The following is a 15,270-nucleotide window of genomic DNA, read 5'->3' as shown; positions in this document are numbered from 1 at the left end:
ATGCTAAACTTATTATTCGTACTGCCGATAATCGTCACATAGACCATTGGCTCTGGATAGATAAAGGATTCGATCATGGCAAGCATTTCTTCATTAGGTGTAGGTTCAGGTTTAGATTTGAGCGGTTTGTTAACACAGTTAAGAACTGCTGAAAACCAGCGTTTGACGCCCATTACAACACAACAATCCAGTTATAAAGCTCAACTTACTGGTGTCAGCGCACTGAAAAGTGCACTCGACAAGCTCAATACAGCAACCAATACTTTAGCGAAATCTCAGTCATTCGGTGTTGTCACTGGCTCTATTGATGGGATCACCAATACAAAAGTATCCAGCACTAATAAGGCATTTACTGCAACAACTAGCAGTAAGGCTGTCGCAGGTAGTTACAGTATTGAGGTGCAGCAATTAGCTCAAGCTCACTCCATCACTTCCAGTGTTAAAACCAGTGCAACGACAGCGCTAAGTTCCTCAGATAGCACTCTCACTATAGCTCAGGCCGATGGCAAGTCATTGACTGTTGACATCAAAGGCGGAGAAACCACGTTGAACGATGTCCGTGATGCTATTAATAAAGCAAACGGCGGCGTAAGTGCCAGTGTGGTCAAAGCAAAAGATGACGAATACTACCTGATGCTAACAGCCAGAAACAGCGGCGAAAAAGGTGAAATTACGCTAACTGACAGCGGTAATGTGCTGGGTTCAACAACCGAGAAGGTGGCAGCGCAGAATTCTATAATCATTGCAAACGGCATCACTATTGAGCGCCAAAGCAACACGATTGATGATGCATTTGAAGGTGTCAGCTTAACGCTGCAAGCTAAAACAGAAACAGATAAACCAGAAACACTGACCATTGATCAAGATATCTCGGGCATGAAAGATGCGATAAAAGCATGGGTCGATGCCTATAACAGTCTTCAGGATACTATTGCTGCACAAACCAAATACACTGCAGTTAAAGCTGGAGAAGACCAATCCAGCACAAACGGTGCATTAATTGGTGACTCAACTGTTCGAGGTATACAGAACAAACTTAAAGCACAACTCACCACAGTACAAAGCGACAATGGTGAATTTAATATTCTCGCCGATTTAGGTATCAAACAAAATTTTAAGACAGGCAAACTTGAAATAGACAACACTGTCTTGGATAAAGCGCTTAAAGAAGAACCAGGTAAAGTTCAAGCCTTTTTCGTAGGTGATAATGACAAAACTGGCTTTGCGACACAAACCCGTGGTTATCTGAAAGAACTCCTTGATACCGTTGATGGTACTATCAAAACGAAAGAAGATAGTATTAATCAAACGATTAAAAGCCTGGATACCCAATCTCAGCGAATCCAAGACGGCATTGAAGAAACAATTGCTCGCTATCAGACACAGTTTACTGCTCTAGATAAAGCGATGTCTCAGATGAGTTCAACGAGTGCCCGTTTAACCAGTATGTTCTCCAAGCTCTAAAATTTGCTGATTAAGTAGATAGGTAGCGTGATGTACAATATGAAAGGTAGTCAGGCCTATGCTCAGGTAGGTCTTGAAAGCAGTGTGATGAGCGCAAGCCCTCACCAGCTTATCGTCATGCTGTTTGATGGCGCGCGCAGTGCGATGGTGCGCGCGCGCATCCTCATGGAGCAAGGCGACATCCCGGGTAAAGGTATGGCGTTATCTAAAGCAATCAACATTATCAATAACGGACTAAAAGCCGGATTAGACGCAGAAAGAGGGGGTGAACTCGTTGAAAACCTATCTGCGCTGTACGACTACATGTCTCAGCGTTTGTTGATTGCCAATTTACATAATGATGCAAAAGCGATAGAAGAAGTTGAAGCGTTGCTGGAAAATATCGCTGATGCCTGGCGGCAAATCGGCCCTAATTACAAACCAGAGCAGGAAGTACGTTAATGGTCTCCCCCCATCGGCTTCTAAAAGATTACCAACAGCTTCTATCTCTGAGTCAAAAAATTCTTCATCTGGCCATTAACGGCCAATGGGATACGTTGGTTGAGCAAGAGATTGTCTATGTTCAGTCCGTTGAAGGCTTAGTTAACACGCCAATTCCTGACGAGATTGACAGTATGATGCGACTGCATCTGCGACAAATCTTGCAGGAAGTGATGGATAATGAAGCAAAAGTGAAGCAACTTTTGCAGAAGCGGATGGATGAGTTAAGTTCGTTAATGGGGCAATCGCTGAAGCAAAAGTCAATTAATGCAACTTATAGCGAATTTGCAGGGCAGCGACGGTTACCTGACGAACCCTTGCCTGACGAAACGCGCTCATAACGACCGCACGCGCCTTTGTTTTATACGAGGCGCTTTTTTTTGTTATTCTTTGCCGTGACTGCGTTGTTTAATCTACATGCTTAACGAAATAAATAAGTAAACGCGGAAGGAATAAGCAGGAGGGTATTTATTACAGATAAAGACGCGCATAATCCCATCAATGTTAACAGTGAGGATTACACGCAATAACTTTAAAAATGACAGTTTAATGCCATGAAGTGACATCAAACGGACATATTCATCACTTCCTGATACGCAGATACCAGTTTATTACGAACTTGAATACCCATCTGCATTGAAATGGATGACTTCTGTAAATCGACCATCACATCATTCAATGCTACGCCTGGCACACCCAGGGTAAATTTTTCAGCCTGCGTACGAGCGACCTGCTGTGTGTCGCTGATCTTATCAATCGCGGCTTTCAACTCACTGGCAAAACCAGGTTCTACTGATGGTCTGGCTATTGGCGTGTCAGCAGCTTGCAGAGCTTTGACCTGCATTTGTTGCAGAACGCCATCAATACCTTGAACCGACATAACACCTCACTGAACCATACAGGTTAGACTGCTTATGCATTTTCTATGACAGCATTACCCTACCACACCGCTTTTCAGATAAATCGCACAATTAGCGCGAAAAATGCCACCTTATCGACCCATCGATTTTTCTTTTACGGAAAATAATGACATGCCGATAAATGTAGGCGAAATGTTTTATTGATTGCGCAATCAGGGAGTTCTGTTTTGTCACGTCACAACGTTAAGTATATCGTTCAACAACCAAGCAGAGATAGAGTATGAACGCCTCATTAACCGGCTCCGCTACCGGTAAAAATAGCTTTGGCGAAATACTCAACCGGTTACGCGCCAATCCGAAGATTCCGCTTTTGATCGCAGCAGCTGCGACTATTGCAATCGTCGTTGCGTTGACTCTATGGGCCAAAGGTCCAGACTATCGGGTCCTTTATAGCAACATAAACGACCGAGACGGCGGTGCGATTGTCAGCGAATTAACCAAGCTGAATATCCCTTACCGCTTTGCGGAAAGCGGCGGCGCTATTATGATTCCTGCCGCAAACGTCTATGAAACTCGACTCCGACTTGCTCAATTGGGGCTGCCAAAAGGCGGCGCAGTTGGTTTCGAATTGCTCGACCAGGAAAAATTTGGCATCAGCCAATTCAGTGAGCAGATTAATTACCAACGTGCGCTGGAAGGCGAGCTATCAAGAACGATAGAAACGCTAGGTCCTGTTCAGAATGCTCGCGTTCACCTTGCCATACCGAAACCTTCACTATTTGTTCGTGAGCAAAAATCGCCCTCCTCTTCTGTCACGCTGACATTACAACCGGGTCGCGCATTAGATGAAGGACAAATCAACTCCATCGTTTACATGGTTTCCAGCAGCGTTGCTGGCCTGCCGCCAGATAATGTTACGGTCGTCGATCAGACCGGTCGTCTATTAACTCAAGCGGGTGGCAGCGGCCGCGATCTGAATGCAGCACAACTTAAGTACAGCAACGAAGTCGAGTCGATGTACCAGCGCCGTATAGAGTCAATCATCGCGCCAATGGTTGGTATGGGTAATGTCCATGCCCAGGTGACTGCACAAATCGATTTCTCTGCTCGCGAACAAACTGACGAACAGTATCAACCCAACCAACCGCCAGATAAAGCAGCCGTTCGTTCTCAGCAAACCAGCCAGAGTGAGCAGAGAGGAGGCCCGAATGTAGGTGGCGTTCCTGGAGCATTAACCAATCAACCTGCCCCAGCACCAACCGCACCTATCGCGACGCAGCCAAATAATGCAGCCAACGCAAATGCTAATGCGAATAATCAGGCAGGCCAGCAGAACCAAAACAATGCGGCGGGTACGCAAGCTAATGCGGCAAATGCCAATACCGTAATTCAGACATCGAATGTCCGTAATGATGCAACAACCAACTATGAAGTTGACAAGACCATCTTGCACACCAAACACAGCTCAGGTGGTGTGAAGCGCTTATCTGCGGCCGTTATCGTTAACTATCAGCCGCCTGGTGAAGATGGCAAACCGGTTGCGCTGACAGAAGATCAGATCAAACAGATTGAAACAGTAGCACGTGAAGCAATGGGCTTCTCTGCCGAACGCGGTGATACATTAAACGTCGTTAATACGCCATTCATGGATAGTACCGACGGTTCTGGCGAGCTCCCCTTCTGGCAAAAACAGGCATTCTTCGACCTCCTGATGGAAGCAGGCCGTTGGCTGTTGGTTCTGATCGTTGCCTGGATTCTGTGGCGTAAATTGGTTCGTCCACAATTGCAGAGAAAAGCACAGCAACAAGAAGCAGCACTGGCAGCAGCAGCCTTGTCTCAGGGTACAGATAACGATGTTATGGTCAACCTGAGTAGCTCAGAAGTTGAACAGCAGCGGAAATCGCAACAACGTGTCAATGCAGAAATGCAAAGTAACCGCATACGTGAAATGGCAGAGAACGATCCACGCGTCGTTGCTCTGGTCATTCGCCAATGGATGAGTACTGAACTATGACCCTGACAGGAACAGAAAAAAGCGCCATCTTATTGATGACCATTGGTGAAGACCGCGCAGCGGAAGTGTTTACTCATCTTTCGACCAAAGAAGTACAACATCTCAGTGCTGCGATGGCGAACCTGAGACAGGTATCACAACAGCAACTACTCGAGATCCTGAGAGAGTTTGAAGCTGACTCAGAGCAATATGCCGCTCTTAGTGTGAATGCCAGTGACTACCTTCGCTCAGTGCTTGTCAAAGCCCTTGGCGAAGAGCGAGCGTCTAGCCTGTTGGAAGATATTCTGGAGAGCCGCGACTCTACGAGTGGAATGGAAACACTCAACTTTATGGAGCCGCAGATTGCCGCAGACCTTATTCGCGACGAGCATCCACAGATCATCGCAACAATTTTGGTACACCTGAAGCGGGCTCAAGCTGCAGACATCTTAGCTTTGTTTGATGAACGTCTTCGTCATGACGTCATGCTGCGTATTGCAACCTTCGGCGGCGTTCAGCCTTCAGCATTGGCAGAGTTGACGGATGTCCTGAATGGCTTGTTGGATGGTCAGAATCTCAAACGCAGCAAAATGGGTGGTGTTCGTACTGCGGCTGAGATTATCAACCTGATGAAAACTCAGCAGGAAGAAGCGGTTATCGATGCAGTACGCGAGTTCGACGGCGAACTGGCACAGAAAATCATCGACGAAATGTTCCTGTTCGAAAATCTGGTGGAAGTGGACGATCGAAGCATCCAGCGCCTGCTGCAGGAAGTCGAGTCCGAGTCTCTTCTGTTGGCACTGAAAGGCGCCGAAGAACCATTACGCGAGAAATTCCTGCGCAATATGTCTCAGCGTGCGGCAGAAATTCTTCGCGACGACCTCGCAACCCGTGGTCCGGTACGTATGTCGCAGGTCGAAAACGAACAGAAAGCGATTCTGCTTATCGTTCGTCGACTGGCAGACAGTGGCGAGATGATTATCGGTGGCGGTGAGGATGCCTATGTCTAACGCCCCGAAAAACCTGGCCTGGCAGCCCTGGAAGCTCAACGATCTGGCTGAACCTGTTTCAAAGCCAGTCCCGGCATATCAGGTAAATGATGAACCTGAAATGCCTGATATGGAGCGTTTCAATGAAGAGAACACCATCCCTACCTTAGAGGATGAGTTAGCATCTCTTCGTGAAAATACGATGCAACAGGCGCGAGAAACAGGTTTTGCCCAAGGCCATCAGCAAGGCTATGACGCGGGTTATCAGGAAGGCTTAGCCAAAGGGCAACAGCAGGGATTGCAAAACTCTTTGCAGCAGCAGCAGCCGATCATCGAACAGATGCAGAATATGGTCACCGAATTTCAACAGACGTTGGATACGCTCGACAGTGTGATCCCTGCTCGTCTGATGCAGCTAGCTTTAACCGCTGCTAAGCAAATTCTGGGGCAACCTCCGGTATGCGACGGCAATGCTCTGCTCGGTCAGATACAGCAGTTGATCCAGCAAGAACCGATGTTCTCCGGTAAGACGCAATTGCGTGTTCACCCTTCCGATTTGGAACGCGTTGAACAATATTTGGGTCCGACGCTGAGCTTACATGGCTGGAGATTGCTTGCTGACAGCCAGCTTCACCCTGGCGGCTGTAAAGTCAGCGCGGAAGAAGGCGATCTGGATGCAAGCCTGGCAACACGCTGGCATGAGCTTTGCCGTTTAGCTGCACCGGGAGAGCTATGATGACTTCACGCCTCGGACGCTGGCTTTCTTCTCTCGATTCATTTGAGAAGCGTATTGACGACACGCCTTCAGTGCGTCGTTACGGCCGCTTAACCCGGGCGACAGGTTTGGTATTGGAAGCAACAGGGTTACATATGCCGCTGGGTGCAACCTGCCTCATCGAACGGCAGAATGGCTCTCAGGTTGAAGAAATCGAAAGCGAAGTTGTCGGTTTCAACGGACAAAAGCTCTTTCTCATGCCACTGGAAGAAGTTGAAGGTATTACTCCCGGAGCACGCGTCTACGCACGAGTCGGCCAAGACAGCAGCAGCCAGGGAAAGCAATTACCATTAGGTCCTGAATTACTTGGCCGTGTACTAGATGGTAGTGCAAAGCCGCTGGATGGTTTACCCGCTCCCGATACAGGCTATCGCGCACCGCTGATTACGCCGCCGTTTAACCCATTGCAAAGAACACCAATCGAAAGTGTTCTGGATGTGGGCGTTCGAGCCATCAATGCCTTGCTCACCGTGGGTCGAGGCCAGCGAATGGGCTTATTTGCTGGCTCAGGGGTGGGTAAAAGTGTGCTGTTGGGCATGATGGCGCGCTATACTCAGGCTGACGTTATTGTTGTTGGCCTTATCGGTGAACGTGGCCGAGAAGTAAAAGATTTTATCGAGAATATCCTCGGCACGGAAGGACGAGCGCGTTCTGTCGTTATTGCCGCCCCGGCGGATGTTTCTCCATTGTTAAGGATGCAGGGTGCAGCGTATGCCACGCGTATTGCTGAAGATTTCCGCGATCGCGGCCATCACGTACTGCTCATTATGGATTCGCTAACACGCTATGCCATGGCACAGCGTGAAATTGCCCTAGCTATTGGTGAACCGCCAGCAACCAAGGGTTATCCGCCTTCCGTCTTTGCCAAGTTACCCGCGCTGGTAGAACGCGCAGGAAATGGTATTCATGGAGGTGGTTCAGTCACCGCCTTCTATACTGTTCTGACAGAAGGTGACGATCAACAGGATCCTATCGCCGACTCTGCTCGTGCTATCCTTGACGGACATATCGTATTGTCCCGTCAACTTGCCGAGTCTGGCCATTATCCGGCAATAGATATTGAAGCATCGATTAGTCGTGCGATGACAGCGCTGATCGATGAAGGCCACTATGCTTCTGTAAGGCAGTTTAAACAGTTACTATCCAGTTACCAACGTAACCGTGATTTGGTTAGCGTTGGTGCCTACGCCGCAGGCAGTGACCCTATGCTTGACAAAGCAATCCGGCTCTATCCGCACTTGGAAGCTTTCTTGCAGCAGGGGATGTTTGAACAAAGTAACTATGAAGAAGCCTGCCAGGCGTTACACACTATTTTCCCTCGTAATGAGTAGGAGAGCAGATGAAAACCCAGTCACCGCTGGTTACACTACGCGAACTGGCGCAGAAGGATGTTGAGAAAGCCGCAGGGCAATTGGGCCAGGTACGTCAGGCTCATCAACAAGCCGAACAGCAACTCAATATGCTGTTAAACTATCAGGATGACTATCGTCAAAAATTGAACTCGACGATGTCCTCTGGCATGGCGAATAATAGCTGGCAAAATTATCAGCAATTCATCCGAACGCTGGACACTGCAATTGAGCAACACAGACACCAGCTCTCGCAATGGACATCACGTTTAGATTTAGCAATGAAGACCTGGCAAGAAAAACAGCAGCGATTGAACGCATTTGAGAAACTGCAGGATCGCGAGCTGACAAGACAGCTTGCTAAAGAAAATAAAATAGAACAAAAACAAATGGATGAATTTGCCCAACGGGCCTCACAGAGGAAAGCAGAATCATGAATCTGTCCGCGTTACCTATAGCTACCACCGTCAGTGATACAAGCAGCGCTTCTGCTTCTCTGCTGACACAGGGTGAGTTGCCAAAAGATTTTGTTGATCTGTTGAGCAAACGCATATCACAAGTAGCCGATACTTCGAGTAAAAATACACTCGACAAAGTAGATGAAAAAGCCCTGCTAAACGCTTTAGGGAAAGATAACGCTTCGCTCAGCCGCGACGATCTCAATGCTCTGCTTGCTTCATTCAGTTCTCTGGCTGGGGCAACCATTGCTGCTGGTAAGCAAAATCCAGAAATTGCAGACCAGGCAAAGTTAAAAGGTCTGGATAAGAAAGATAGCGACAATACTACAGACGACGCGATTGCAATGCAGACACTGCTTGCCATGCTGCAAACAACACCACTGCAAACTCAAACTGCCGCCGATGGTGCCGCTGCGACTGTTGTTAATACGGGCTTAAATATTTCGGGGCTTATTGACGCTAAACGTCAGAATGAGTCTCCTGCATCAGTACTAGGCAATACCGGTGAAAACGCCAAAGGCACACTGGCAAAGCTGCTCGACACATCTGTGATACCAGGTAAAGATACTGATATCTCAAGAGATCTGCATCGTGCAACCAAACAAGCCTCATCGACAGCGACCGACTCTGATGATGCTGCAAAATTTTCGCTGACGACACCACATTCTCTTGCAGGCGATCGTAATGCGTCGGAATCGGTTTCTGCATTAGGTAACAGTGCAAGTGCGTCTCAAACGACACCACCAGTCGCGCAAGCTATGCATGTTCAGCCAGCATCAGTAGGAACGACCACTCCAGCGCCTCAGGCAGCAAGCGCTCAACTGAATGCACCGTTTGGTTCACCGCAATGGCAAGACGCATTAGGCCAGCAGATCGTTATGTTCAGCCGTAATGGTCAGCAGACCGCTGAGTTACGTCTGAATCCACAGGAATTAGGCGCTCTGCACATCAGTTTGAAAATTGATGATAATCAGGCACAAATTCATCTGGCTTCAGCAAATAGCCAAGTTCGTTCAGCGTTGGAAGCGGCACTACCCCACTTGCGTAATGCGATGGCAGAGAGTGGAATTAACCTCGGTCAGAGCAGTGTAGGTAGTGATTCCTCTGCCTGGCAGCAGCAAATGGCGGGTAATAACAACGATGGAAATAGCCGTGGCCCGTCTTACCAGCAACAATTTGGCCAGTCATCAGAAAGCACAAGTGAATTATTAGACGTACCAGAACAGTTAAGATCAATGGCCTCATCAGTCAATGGCGTTGATATCTTTGCCTGAAAGTGAAGTAAACGAATAAGTTAGCACGATTTTCCCTGCCTATTCTCTGTATTGAACATTGCAATAGGCAGGATAATCATCGACATTACGCATTTATTTATTGTTAGTTTCATCCAGCAATAAATATCGATAAGTAACGGGAACTATCTTTGGCTATGTCTGATATGCAAGTTCGACCAGGACGTAAACGGTCTATTTGGCTAATACTACTGATTACCGTTGCTCTCGCTGCAACTGGTGCTGCGGGCGCCGCCTGGTGGCTATTAAATCAGAAAAACGCGGCAACGGCTGAGCAAGAAGCACCGCCACCGCCAGAGCCTGTTTTCATGCCACTGGATACTTTTACCGTTAATCTAGTCAATGCCGATAATGATCCTGACCGCGTGTTATATGTTGGGTTCACGCTGCGTTTGCCAGATGAGGCAACGCGCACACGGTTTACTAATTATCTGCCAGAAGTTCGCAGCAGGCTGTTATTGCTACTTTCTCGTCAGGACGCAATTGCGCTTGCCAATGAGCAAGGTAAACAGAAGCTGATAGAGCAAATTAAGCAAGTGCTAAGCCCACCATTAGTTCCTGGTCAACCTAACCAGGTCGTTACTGATGTTCTGTTCACGGCCTTTATACTGCGGTAACCATTATGGGCGATAGTATTCTTTCACAAGCAGAAATTGATGCACTATTAAATGGTGACAGCGGCGATAGCGACGCTGACACCCATGCGGCATCAAAAACGGATGGGGGTGTTAAACCCTATGATCCGAATACTCAGCGACGCGTTATCCGTGAGCGTTTACAGGCATTAGAAATTATTAATGAACGTTTCGCGCGCCAATTCAGAATGGCATTGTTTAACCTGTTGCGTCGTAGCCCCGACATTACCGTGGGTGGAATCAAGATCCAGCCTTATCATGAGTTTGCCAGGAACCTTCCGGTACCGACAAACCTGAATCTTATTCACTTAAAACCGCTACGTGGCACCGCACTATTCGTATTTTCGCCAAGTTTGGTGTTTATCGCCGTAGATAACCTCTTCGGCGGTGATGGGCGCTTTCCAACGAAAGTCGAAGGTCGCGAATTTACCCACACAGAGCAACGCGTAGTGAAGCGTATGTTGCGCTTAGCTCTGGAAGCATACGGTGAAGCTTGGAATGCGATTTACAAGCTTGATATCGAATACGTGCGTTCAGAAATGCAGGTCAAGTTTACCAATATCACAACGTCGCCTAATGATATCGTCGTGACGACACCGTTCCATGTTGAGATTGGCTCACTGACTGGCGAATTTAACATCTGTATTCCTTTTTCAATGATTGAGCCGCTGCGTGAACTGCTTGCGAATCCGCCATTAGAAAACTCACGTCAGGAAGATCAGAGCTGGCGTGACACCTTAGCTAAGCAGGTACAGCATTCTGAATTGGAATTAGTTGCAAGCTTTGTTGATATTCCGCTGCGGCTGTCCAAAATTCTGAAGTTACAGCCCGGCGATGTGTTACCGATCGACAAGCCTGAAAAAATCGTTGCTCATGTTGACGGCGTGCCTGTGCTGACAAGCCAATATGGCACATTGAACGGGCAATACGCCCTACGTGTTGAACATTTGATTAACCCTATATTGAATTCTCTGGATAACGAGGAACAGCCCCATGAGTGACACCAAGAAACCGTCCGACGACAAGGAATCAGTGGACGATCTGTGGGCTGATGCATTTAACGAGCAGCAGGCTGCAGAAAAACCGGCCGCGACAACAGAAGGTATTTTTAAGTCGCTAGACGGTCATGATCCGTTGGGTGCCCTGCAGGATATCGATCTGATATTGGATATTCCTGTCAAACTCACCGTTGAGCTTGGCCGAACCAAAATGACGATAAAAGAACTGCTGCGCCTAACACAAGGCTCTGTTGTTGCACTGGATGGCTTAGCAGGCGAACCGTTGGATATCCTGATCAATGGCTATCTGATCGCTCAAGGTGAGGTCGTCGTCGTTTCTGACAAGTATGGTGTTCGTATTACAGACATCATTACACCATCTGAACGTATGCGCCGCCTGAGTCGTTAATGGCAACAGCCTCGGTCTCATCCTCTACTTCAGTAACAAGCCAGCAGTCGACTCTTGTTACTGAAGCCCCACTTACCGGCAGTATGTTACTGACACAGGTTGGTAGCGTGCTTGCTGGTATTTTATTATTTATTCTACTCATTGCCTGGCTTGCCCGTAAACTCGGCTTTGCCCCTCAAGCCAAGCAAAACAAGTTGCTAAAAGTGGTATCCAGTTGCCCGGTTGGGCAGCGTGAGCGTGTGGTTATTGTAGAAGTTGATAATACCTGGCTGGTGTTAGGTGTTACCGCTCAACAAATCACACCATTGCATACTCTTCCAGCACAACCAACCAACGACAGTTCTTCCACTGGCGATACCAAACCAGTAGATTTCAATCAACTGTTAAAGAAAGTTTTAAAGCGTCCGGAAAAATCGGAATGAGTGCCTTGCCTAATTATTTTCGTATCACCGCCCTGCTTCGCGCGCTGCGCTATGGCTTAGCCTTCAGTTTGTTGTTCATGGCACCATCAGTGTGGGCACAGCTACCCGGAATTGTGACGCAACCGCTGCCTAACGGTGGACAGAACTGGACGTTATCAGTACAAACGCTGGTTTTCCTCACGTCATTAACGTTTCTCCCTGCTGCTTTGCTAATGATGACCAGCTTCACCCGCATCATCATTGTACTAAGCTTGTTACGCAATGCGATGGGTACACCAACCGCGCCGCCAAATCAGGTATTGCTCGGGTTGACGCTTTTCCTCACGTTTTTTGTCATGTCGCCGGTATTAAACCGCGTTTATGACGAAGCCTATCTTCCATTCAGTCAAGATCAAATCAGTATGGAAGTCGCTATCGAGCGTGGCGCAGAGCCTCTGCGTGAGTTCATGTTACGACAGACCAGAGAAACCGATCTGGCGTTGTTTACCCGGCTAGCAGAAATCCCAGAGATTCAAGGACCCGAAGCAGTCCCTATGCGTGTACTTCTCCCTGCATTTGTGACAAGCGAACTCAAAACTGCTTTCCAGATTGGCTTCACTGTGTTTATCCCTTTCCTCATCATTGACCTTGTGGTTGCCAGCGTATTGATGGCACTAGGGATGATGATGGTTCCTCCGGCGACAATTTCATTGCCTTTTAAACTCATGCTTTTCGTATTAGTCGATGGCTGGCAGCTGCTACTCGGTTCATTAGCACAAAGTTTTTACAGTTAAACGAATAGAGGAATGCGACTATGACACCAGAATCGGTGATGGCGCTTGGCTATGAAGCAATGAAGGTCGCATTGGCGCTGGCGGCTCCGCCCTTGATAGCGGCACTACTCAGTGGGCTGACGATTAGTCTCTTGCAGGCAGCCACCCAGGTAAACGAAATGACACTGTCGTTTATCCCTAAAATCCTAACGGTGTTCTTCACCTTAGTGATCGCTGGGCCCTGGATGTTAAACCTTATGCTGGACTATATGCGCACGCTGTTCGGCCAGTTACCTAACATTATTGGGTAAGCATGCTGACGTTTAACAGTTGGGATATGGTGAATTGGGTTAGCCAGTTTTTTTGGCCCTTCGTCAGAATTCTTGCACTGATCAGTACCGCACCAGTCTTTAACGAAAGAGCGATTGGTAATCGGGTAAAGATCGGCCTGGGTGTACTGATTACTCTGCTCGTTGCGCCTTATTTGCCGTTAAACACCACGCCTATTTTTTCTGTTGCGGGCGTGTGGCTCCTGATACAACAAATACTTATCGGCGTGACACTAGGCTTATCAATGCAGTTGGCATTTGCCGCTATTCGCCATGCAGGAGAGCTCATTGGTTTACAGATGGGGCTTGCTTTTGCGACCTTCTTTGATCCGACGGGCGGCCCGAATATGCAGGTTATAGCCCGCTTTCTGAATATTCTCGCAATCCTACTGTTCTTAACCTTTGATGGACACCTCTGGCTGATCTCATTATTAGCCGATAGCTTCTATACCTTGCCCATCAGTGCCAATCCTATTAACAGCCATGCTTTTCTTGCACTTGCGCGCGCCGGCGGGCTAATTTTTATTAACGGATTGATGTTAGCGCTGCCCATTATAACTCTATTGCTGACCATCAACCTGGCGTTAGGCATGCTTAACCGCATGGCACCTCAACTCTCAATATTTGTCGTTGGTTTCCCAGTTACACTCACTGTCGGAATTATGACGCTAGGTTTATTACTCCCGCTCATACCACCATTTGCGGAACATTTATTCAGCGAGGTTTTCGATTTACTCGCTGATATTCTCAGCCAGCTATCAAGTTCTTAACTCTCTACTCAAAGTTAAAAAATCCCACTTAAGGTAACTTAAGCGGGATTTTTTGTTTTTAGCTGTTTCTAGCCGTAGGTTAAGAGCAAGAACGTGGACGTAACACCCTGCCCTAGTGAGCTACTCATTGCCCCATTGATTCAGGAACATGGCTATCTCATCGATACGCCGCTCGTCGATACCGGCTTCATTGGCCATCTCTTTCTGCGCATTCTCACTGATTTCCTCATTATTCATTAATCGGGTGATCAGCAATTGGAAATAACGCGCCAGAGATTCACGTTCGGACTCACCCACTGCTTCTGCCGATTCCGTCGAATATTCATCCACGATGTCATAATATTTAAGTGGTACTTCATTGTTCATAAGTAGCTCCCAGCGTTAACGCCTATGTCAGTTGCGGTCTGCATCGTATGGCTTAGATAATATCATTCTGTCCCATTTTTTTGTCATCCATGCAAGATCAGCGTTGAAAACGCAAAACACCCTACGTCAAGAGCCATGAGATCAACGTGGCGAAAACTTTAACTGGGCTCTTACGATATGATCTGGTTGCGGGAGAAGTTTGTAACAGAGCCGTATATCATGGCGCATCGGGCTCGGTAAATGATGCCGAAATATTCCTTATGGGTAGCGCAAAATTTCGGCACAGGATCTATCTGATAACTTCAGACCTTGAGTAGTTTTACCGCGGCATCCACATCTATCTCATCTTCCGAGAAGATTAACGTCGTTCCCTGAAAGGTGGTGATCGCCAGTTTTTTCAGTGGACGCATGTCACCAGGCTTAGTGGCTGATTTTGGCCTGATACTATTCATCAGCATCCCCACAGACAGCACTGCATTTTCTTTGTCAATGTGAGCATCGGCAGGCACTTCTTCACGGTAAACCAGGTAAGACTTGATCGATGTGAGCTTAAGCCGTTCGCCCGCAATATAGATGTATTTGCTTTCCGGTACAACTTTCACCGCATAAGCGGACAAACCCTTGTTATTCGTGGTAGGTTCAAAAGTTACCGCAGCATCTTTTTTAATTAGCTCAGGGTTGGCGACCTTAATCACATGAAAATAACGGTTATCACCGTTTTCATCTTTTATAAATCCAAAACCTTTATCTTCAAACCACGTTGTGATCGTTCCATTCATCGCCATTACCGCCTACTTAATTGTTTATCTACTCAGTTTTTGCAGTGCGCAGTGTAGAACACAATACCTGCGCAGACTACGCCTTTGATTGAAGTCTACGATAAATTTCTAGGTGTGAGAGGCTTGTGGCCAAGTGGAGGCATAAGCGAC

The 15,270-nt window shown here is 47.6% G+C and carries 19 protein-coding genes; 16 read left to right on the top strand and 3 right to left on the bottom strand.

The window, feature by feature from the left end; translation table 11 throughout:
* The first annotated feature begins 75 nt into the window (after window positions 1–75).
* Genes fliD through fliT form a run of 3 tightly spaced genes read left to right on the top strand, consistent with a single transcriptional unit; the run spans window position 76 to window position 2,285 of the window.
* Window positions 76–1,464, top strand: coding sequence for a flagellar filament capping protein FliD (gene fliD, locus CLR69_RS02365; RefSeq protein ID WP_129705859.1), 1,389 nt, complete (start codon window positions 76–78; stop codon window positions 1,462–1,464).
* A gap of 30 nt (window positions 1,465–1,494) precedes the next feature.
* Window positions 1,495–1,905, top strand: coding sequence for a flagellar export chaperone FliS (fliS, locus tag CLR69_RS02360; RefSeq protein WP_129705857.1), 411 nt, complete (start codon window positions 1,495–1,497; stop codon window positions 1,903–1,905).
* Window positions 1,905–2,285 carry a flagella biosynthesis regulatory protein FliT gene (gene fliT / locus CLR69_RS02355; RefSeq protein ID WP_129711761.1) on the top strand — a complete coding sequence of 127 codons (381 nt, stop codon included), beginning with the start codon at window positions 1,905–1,907 and terminating at the stop codon, window positions 2,283–2,285. The genes fliS and fliT overlap by 1 nt, the downstream gene beginning before the upstream one ends.
* A gap of 224 nt (window positions 2,286–2,509) precedes the next feature.
* Here the strand turns inward: fliT and fliE are convergent, their stop codons facing one another.
* Window positions 2,510–2,824, bottom strand: coding sequence for a flagellar hook-basal body complex protein FliE (gene fliE / locus CLR69_RS02350; RefSeq protein WP_129705853.1), 315 nt, complete (start codon window positions 2,822–2,824; stop codon window positions 2,510–2,512).
* 260 nt (window positions 2,825–3,084) lie between these two features.
* On the opposite strand from fliE, the gene fliF reads away from it, so the two are divergent.
* From fliF to fliR, 13 genes are all read left to right on the top strand, one after another.
* On the top strand, window positions 3,085–4,818 hold the full coding sequence (gene fliF, locus CLR69_RS02345; protein ID WP_129705851.1) for a flagellar basal-body MS-ring/collar protein FliF: 1,734 nt from the start codon (window positions 3,085–3,087) through the stop codon (window positions 4,816–4,818).
* Window positions 4,815–5,807 (top strand): flagellar motor switch protein FliG, encoded by a 993-nt coding sequence (fliG, locus tag CLR69_RS02340; RefSeq protein WP_129705849.1) that lies wholly within the window; start codon window positions 4,815–4,817, stop codon window positions 5,805–5,807. The genes fliF and fliG overlap by 4 nt, the downstream gene beginning before the upstream one ends.
* Window positions 5,800–6,522, top strand: a complete 723-nt coding sequence (gene fliH, locus CLR69_RS02335) for a flagellar assembly protein FliH (protein WP_129711762.1) — start codon at window positions 5,800–5,802, stop codon at window positions 6,520–6,522. Before fliG ends, fliH begins: the two co-directional genes overlap by 8 nt.
* Window positions 6,522–7,892, top strand: coding sequence for a flagellar protein export ATPase FliI (fliI, locus tag CLR69_RS02330; protein ID WP_129706302.1), 1,371 nt, complete (start codon window positions 6,522–6,524; stop codon window positions 7,890–7,892). The genes fliH and fliI overlap by 1 nt, the downstream gene beginning before the upstream one ends.
* 8 nt (window positions 7,893–7,900) lie before the next feature.
* Window positions 7,901–8,347, top strand: coding sequence for a flagellar export protein FliJ (fliJ, locus tag CLR69_RS02325; protein WP_129705845.1), 447 nt, complete (start codon window positions 7,901–7,903; stop codon window positions 8,345–8,347).
* Window positions 8,344–9,642 carry a flagellar hook-length control protein FliK gene (locus CLR69_RS02320; RefSeq protein ID WP_129705843.1) on the top strand — a complete coding sequence of 433 codons (1,299 nt, stop codon included), beginning with the start codon at window positions 8,344–8,346 and terminating at the stop codon, window positions 9,640–9,642. The genes fliJ and CLR69_RS02320 overlap by 4 nt, the downstream gene beginning before the upstream one ends.
* Before the next feature lie 155 nt (window positions 9,643–9,797).
* Window positions 9,798–10,277: a flagellar basal body-associated protein FliL gene (gene fliL, locus CLR69_RS02315; protein ID WP_129705841.1), complete on the top strand. Its 480-nt coding sequence runs from the start codon at window positions 9,798–9,800 to the stop codon at window positions 10,275–10,277.
* 5 nt (window positions 10,278–10,282) lie between these two features.
* On the top strand, window positions 10,283–11,296 hold the full coding sequence (gene fliM / locus CLR69_RS02310) for a flagellar motor switch protein FliM (protein WP_129705839.1): 1,014 nt from the start codon (window positions 10,283–10,285) through the stop codon (window positions 11,294–11,296).
* Window positions 11,289–11,702 (top strand): flagellar motor switch protein FliN, encoded by a 414-nt coding sequence (gene fliN / locus CLR69_RS02305; RefSeq protein ID WP_010279616.1) that lies wholly within the window; start codon window positions 11,289–11,291, stop codon window positions 11,700–11,702. The genes fliM and fliN overlap by 8 nt, the downstream gene beginning before the upstream one ends.
* Window positions 11,702–12,124, top strand: coding sequence for a flagellar biosynthetic protein FliO (gene fliO, locus CLR69_RS02300; RefSeq protein ID WP_129705837.1), 423 nt, complete (start codon window positions 11,702–11,704; stop codon window positions 12,122–12,124). The genes fliN and fliO overlap by 1 nt, the downstream gene beginning before the upstream one ends.
* 77 nt (window positions 12,125–12,201) lie before the next feature.
* Window positions 12,202–12,897 (top strand): flagellar type III secretion system pore protein FliP, encoded by a 696-nt coding sequence (fliP, locus tag CLR69_RS02295; protein WP_197730561.1) that lies wholly within the window; start codon window positions 12,202–12,204, stop codon window positions 12,895–12,897.
* Window positions 12,898–12,917: 20 nt separating this feature from the next.
* A complete protein-coding gene (gene fliQ, locus CLR69_RS02290) occupies window positions 12,918–13,187 on the top strand; it encodes a flagellar biosynthesis protein FliQ (RefSeq protein WP_011093293.1) in 270 nt (89 codons plus the stop codon).
* 2 nt (window positions 13,188–13,189) lie between these two features.
* Entirely contained in the window at window positions 13,190–13,975 is a 786-nt protein-coding gene (fliR, locus tag CLR69_RS02285; protein WP_129705833.1) for a flagellar biosynthetic protein FliR, read from the top strand.
* A gap of 120 nt (window positions 13,976–14,095) precedes the next feature.
* Here the strand turns inward: fliR and CLR69_RS02280 are convergent, their stop codons facing one another.
* On the bottom strand, window positions 14,096–14,341 hold the full coding sequence (locus CLR69_RS02280) for a DUF2543 family protein (RefSeq protein WP_129705831.1): 246 nt from the start codon (window positions 14,339–14,341) through the stop codon (window positions 14,096–14,098).
* Window positions 14,342–14,643: 302 nt separating this feature from the next.
* Entirely contained in the window at window positions 14,644–15,126 is a 483-nt protein-coding gene (locus CLR69_RS02275; protein ID WP_129711763.1) for a cold-shock protein, read from the bottom strand.
* Between the last annotated feature and the right edge of the window lie 144 nt (window positions 15,127–15,270).

Origin of the sequence: Pectobacterium zantedeschiae, assembly GCF_004137795.1 — a bacterium.
Classification (GTDB): Bacteria; Pseudomonadota; Gammaproteobacteria; order Enterobacterales; family Enterobacteriaceae; genus Pectobacterium; species Pectobacterium zantedeschiae.
The sequence above is the reverse complement of the archived record's forward strand: the minus strand, read 5'-3'. Positions and strand labels throughout refer to the sequence as shown.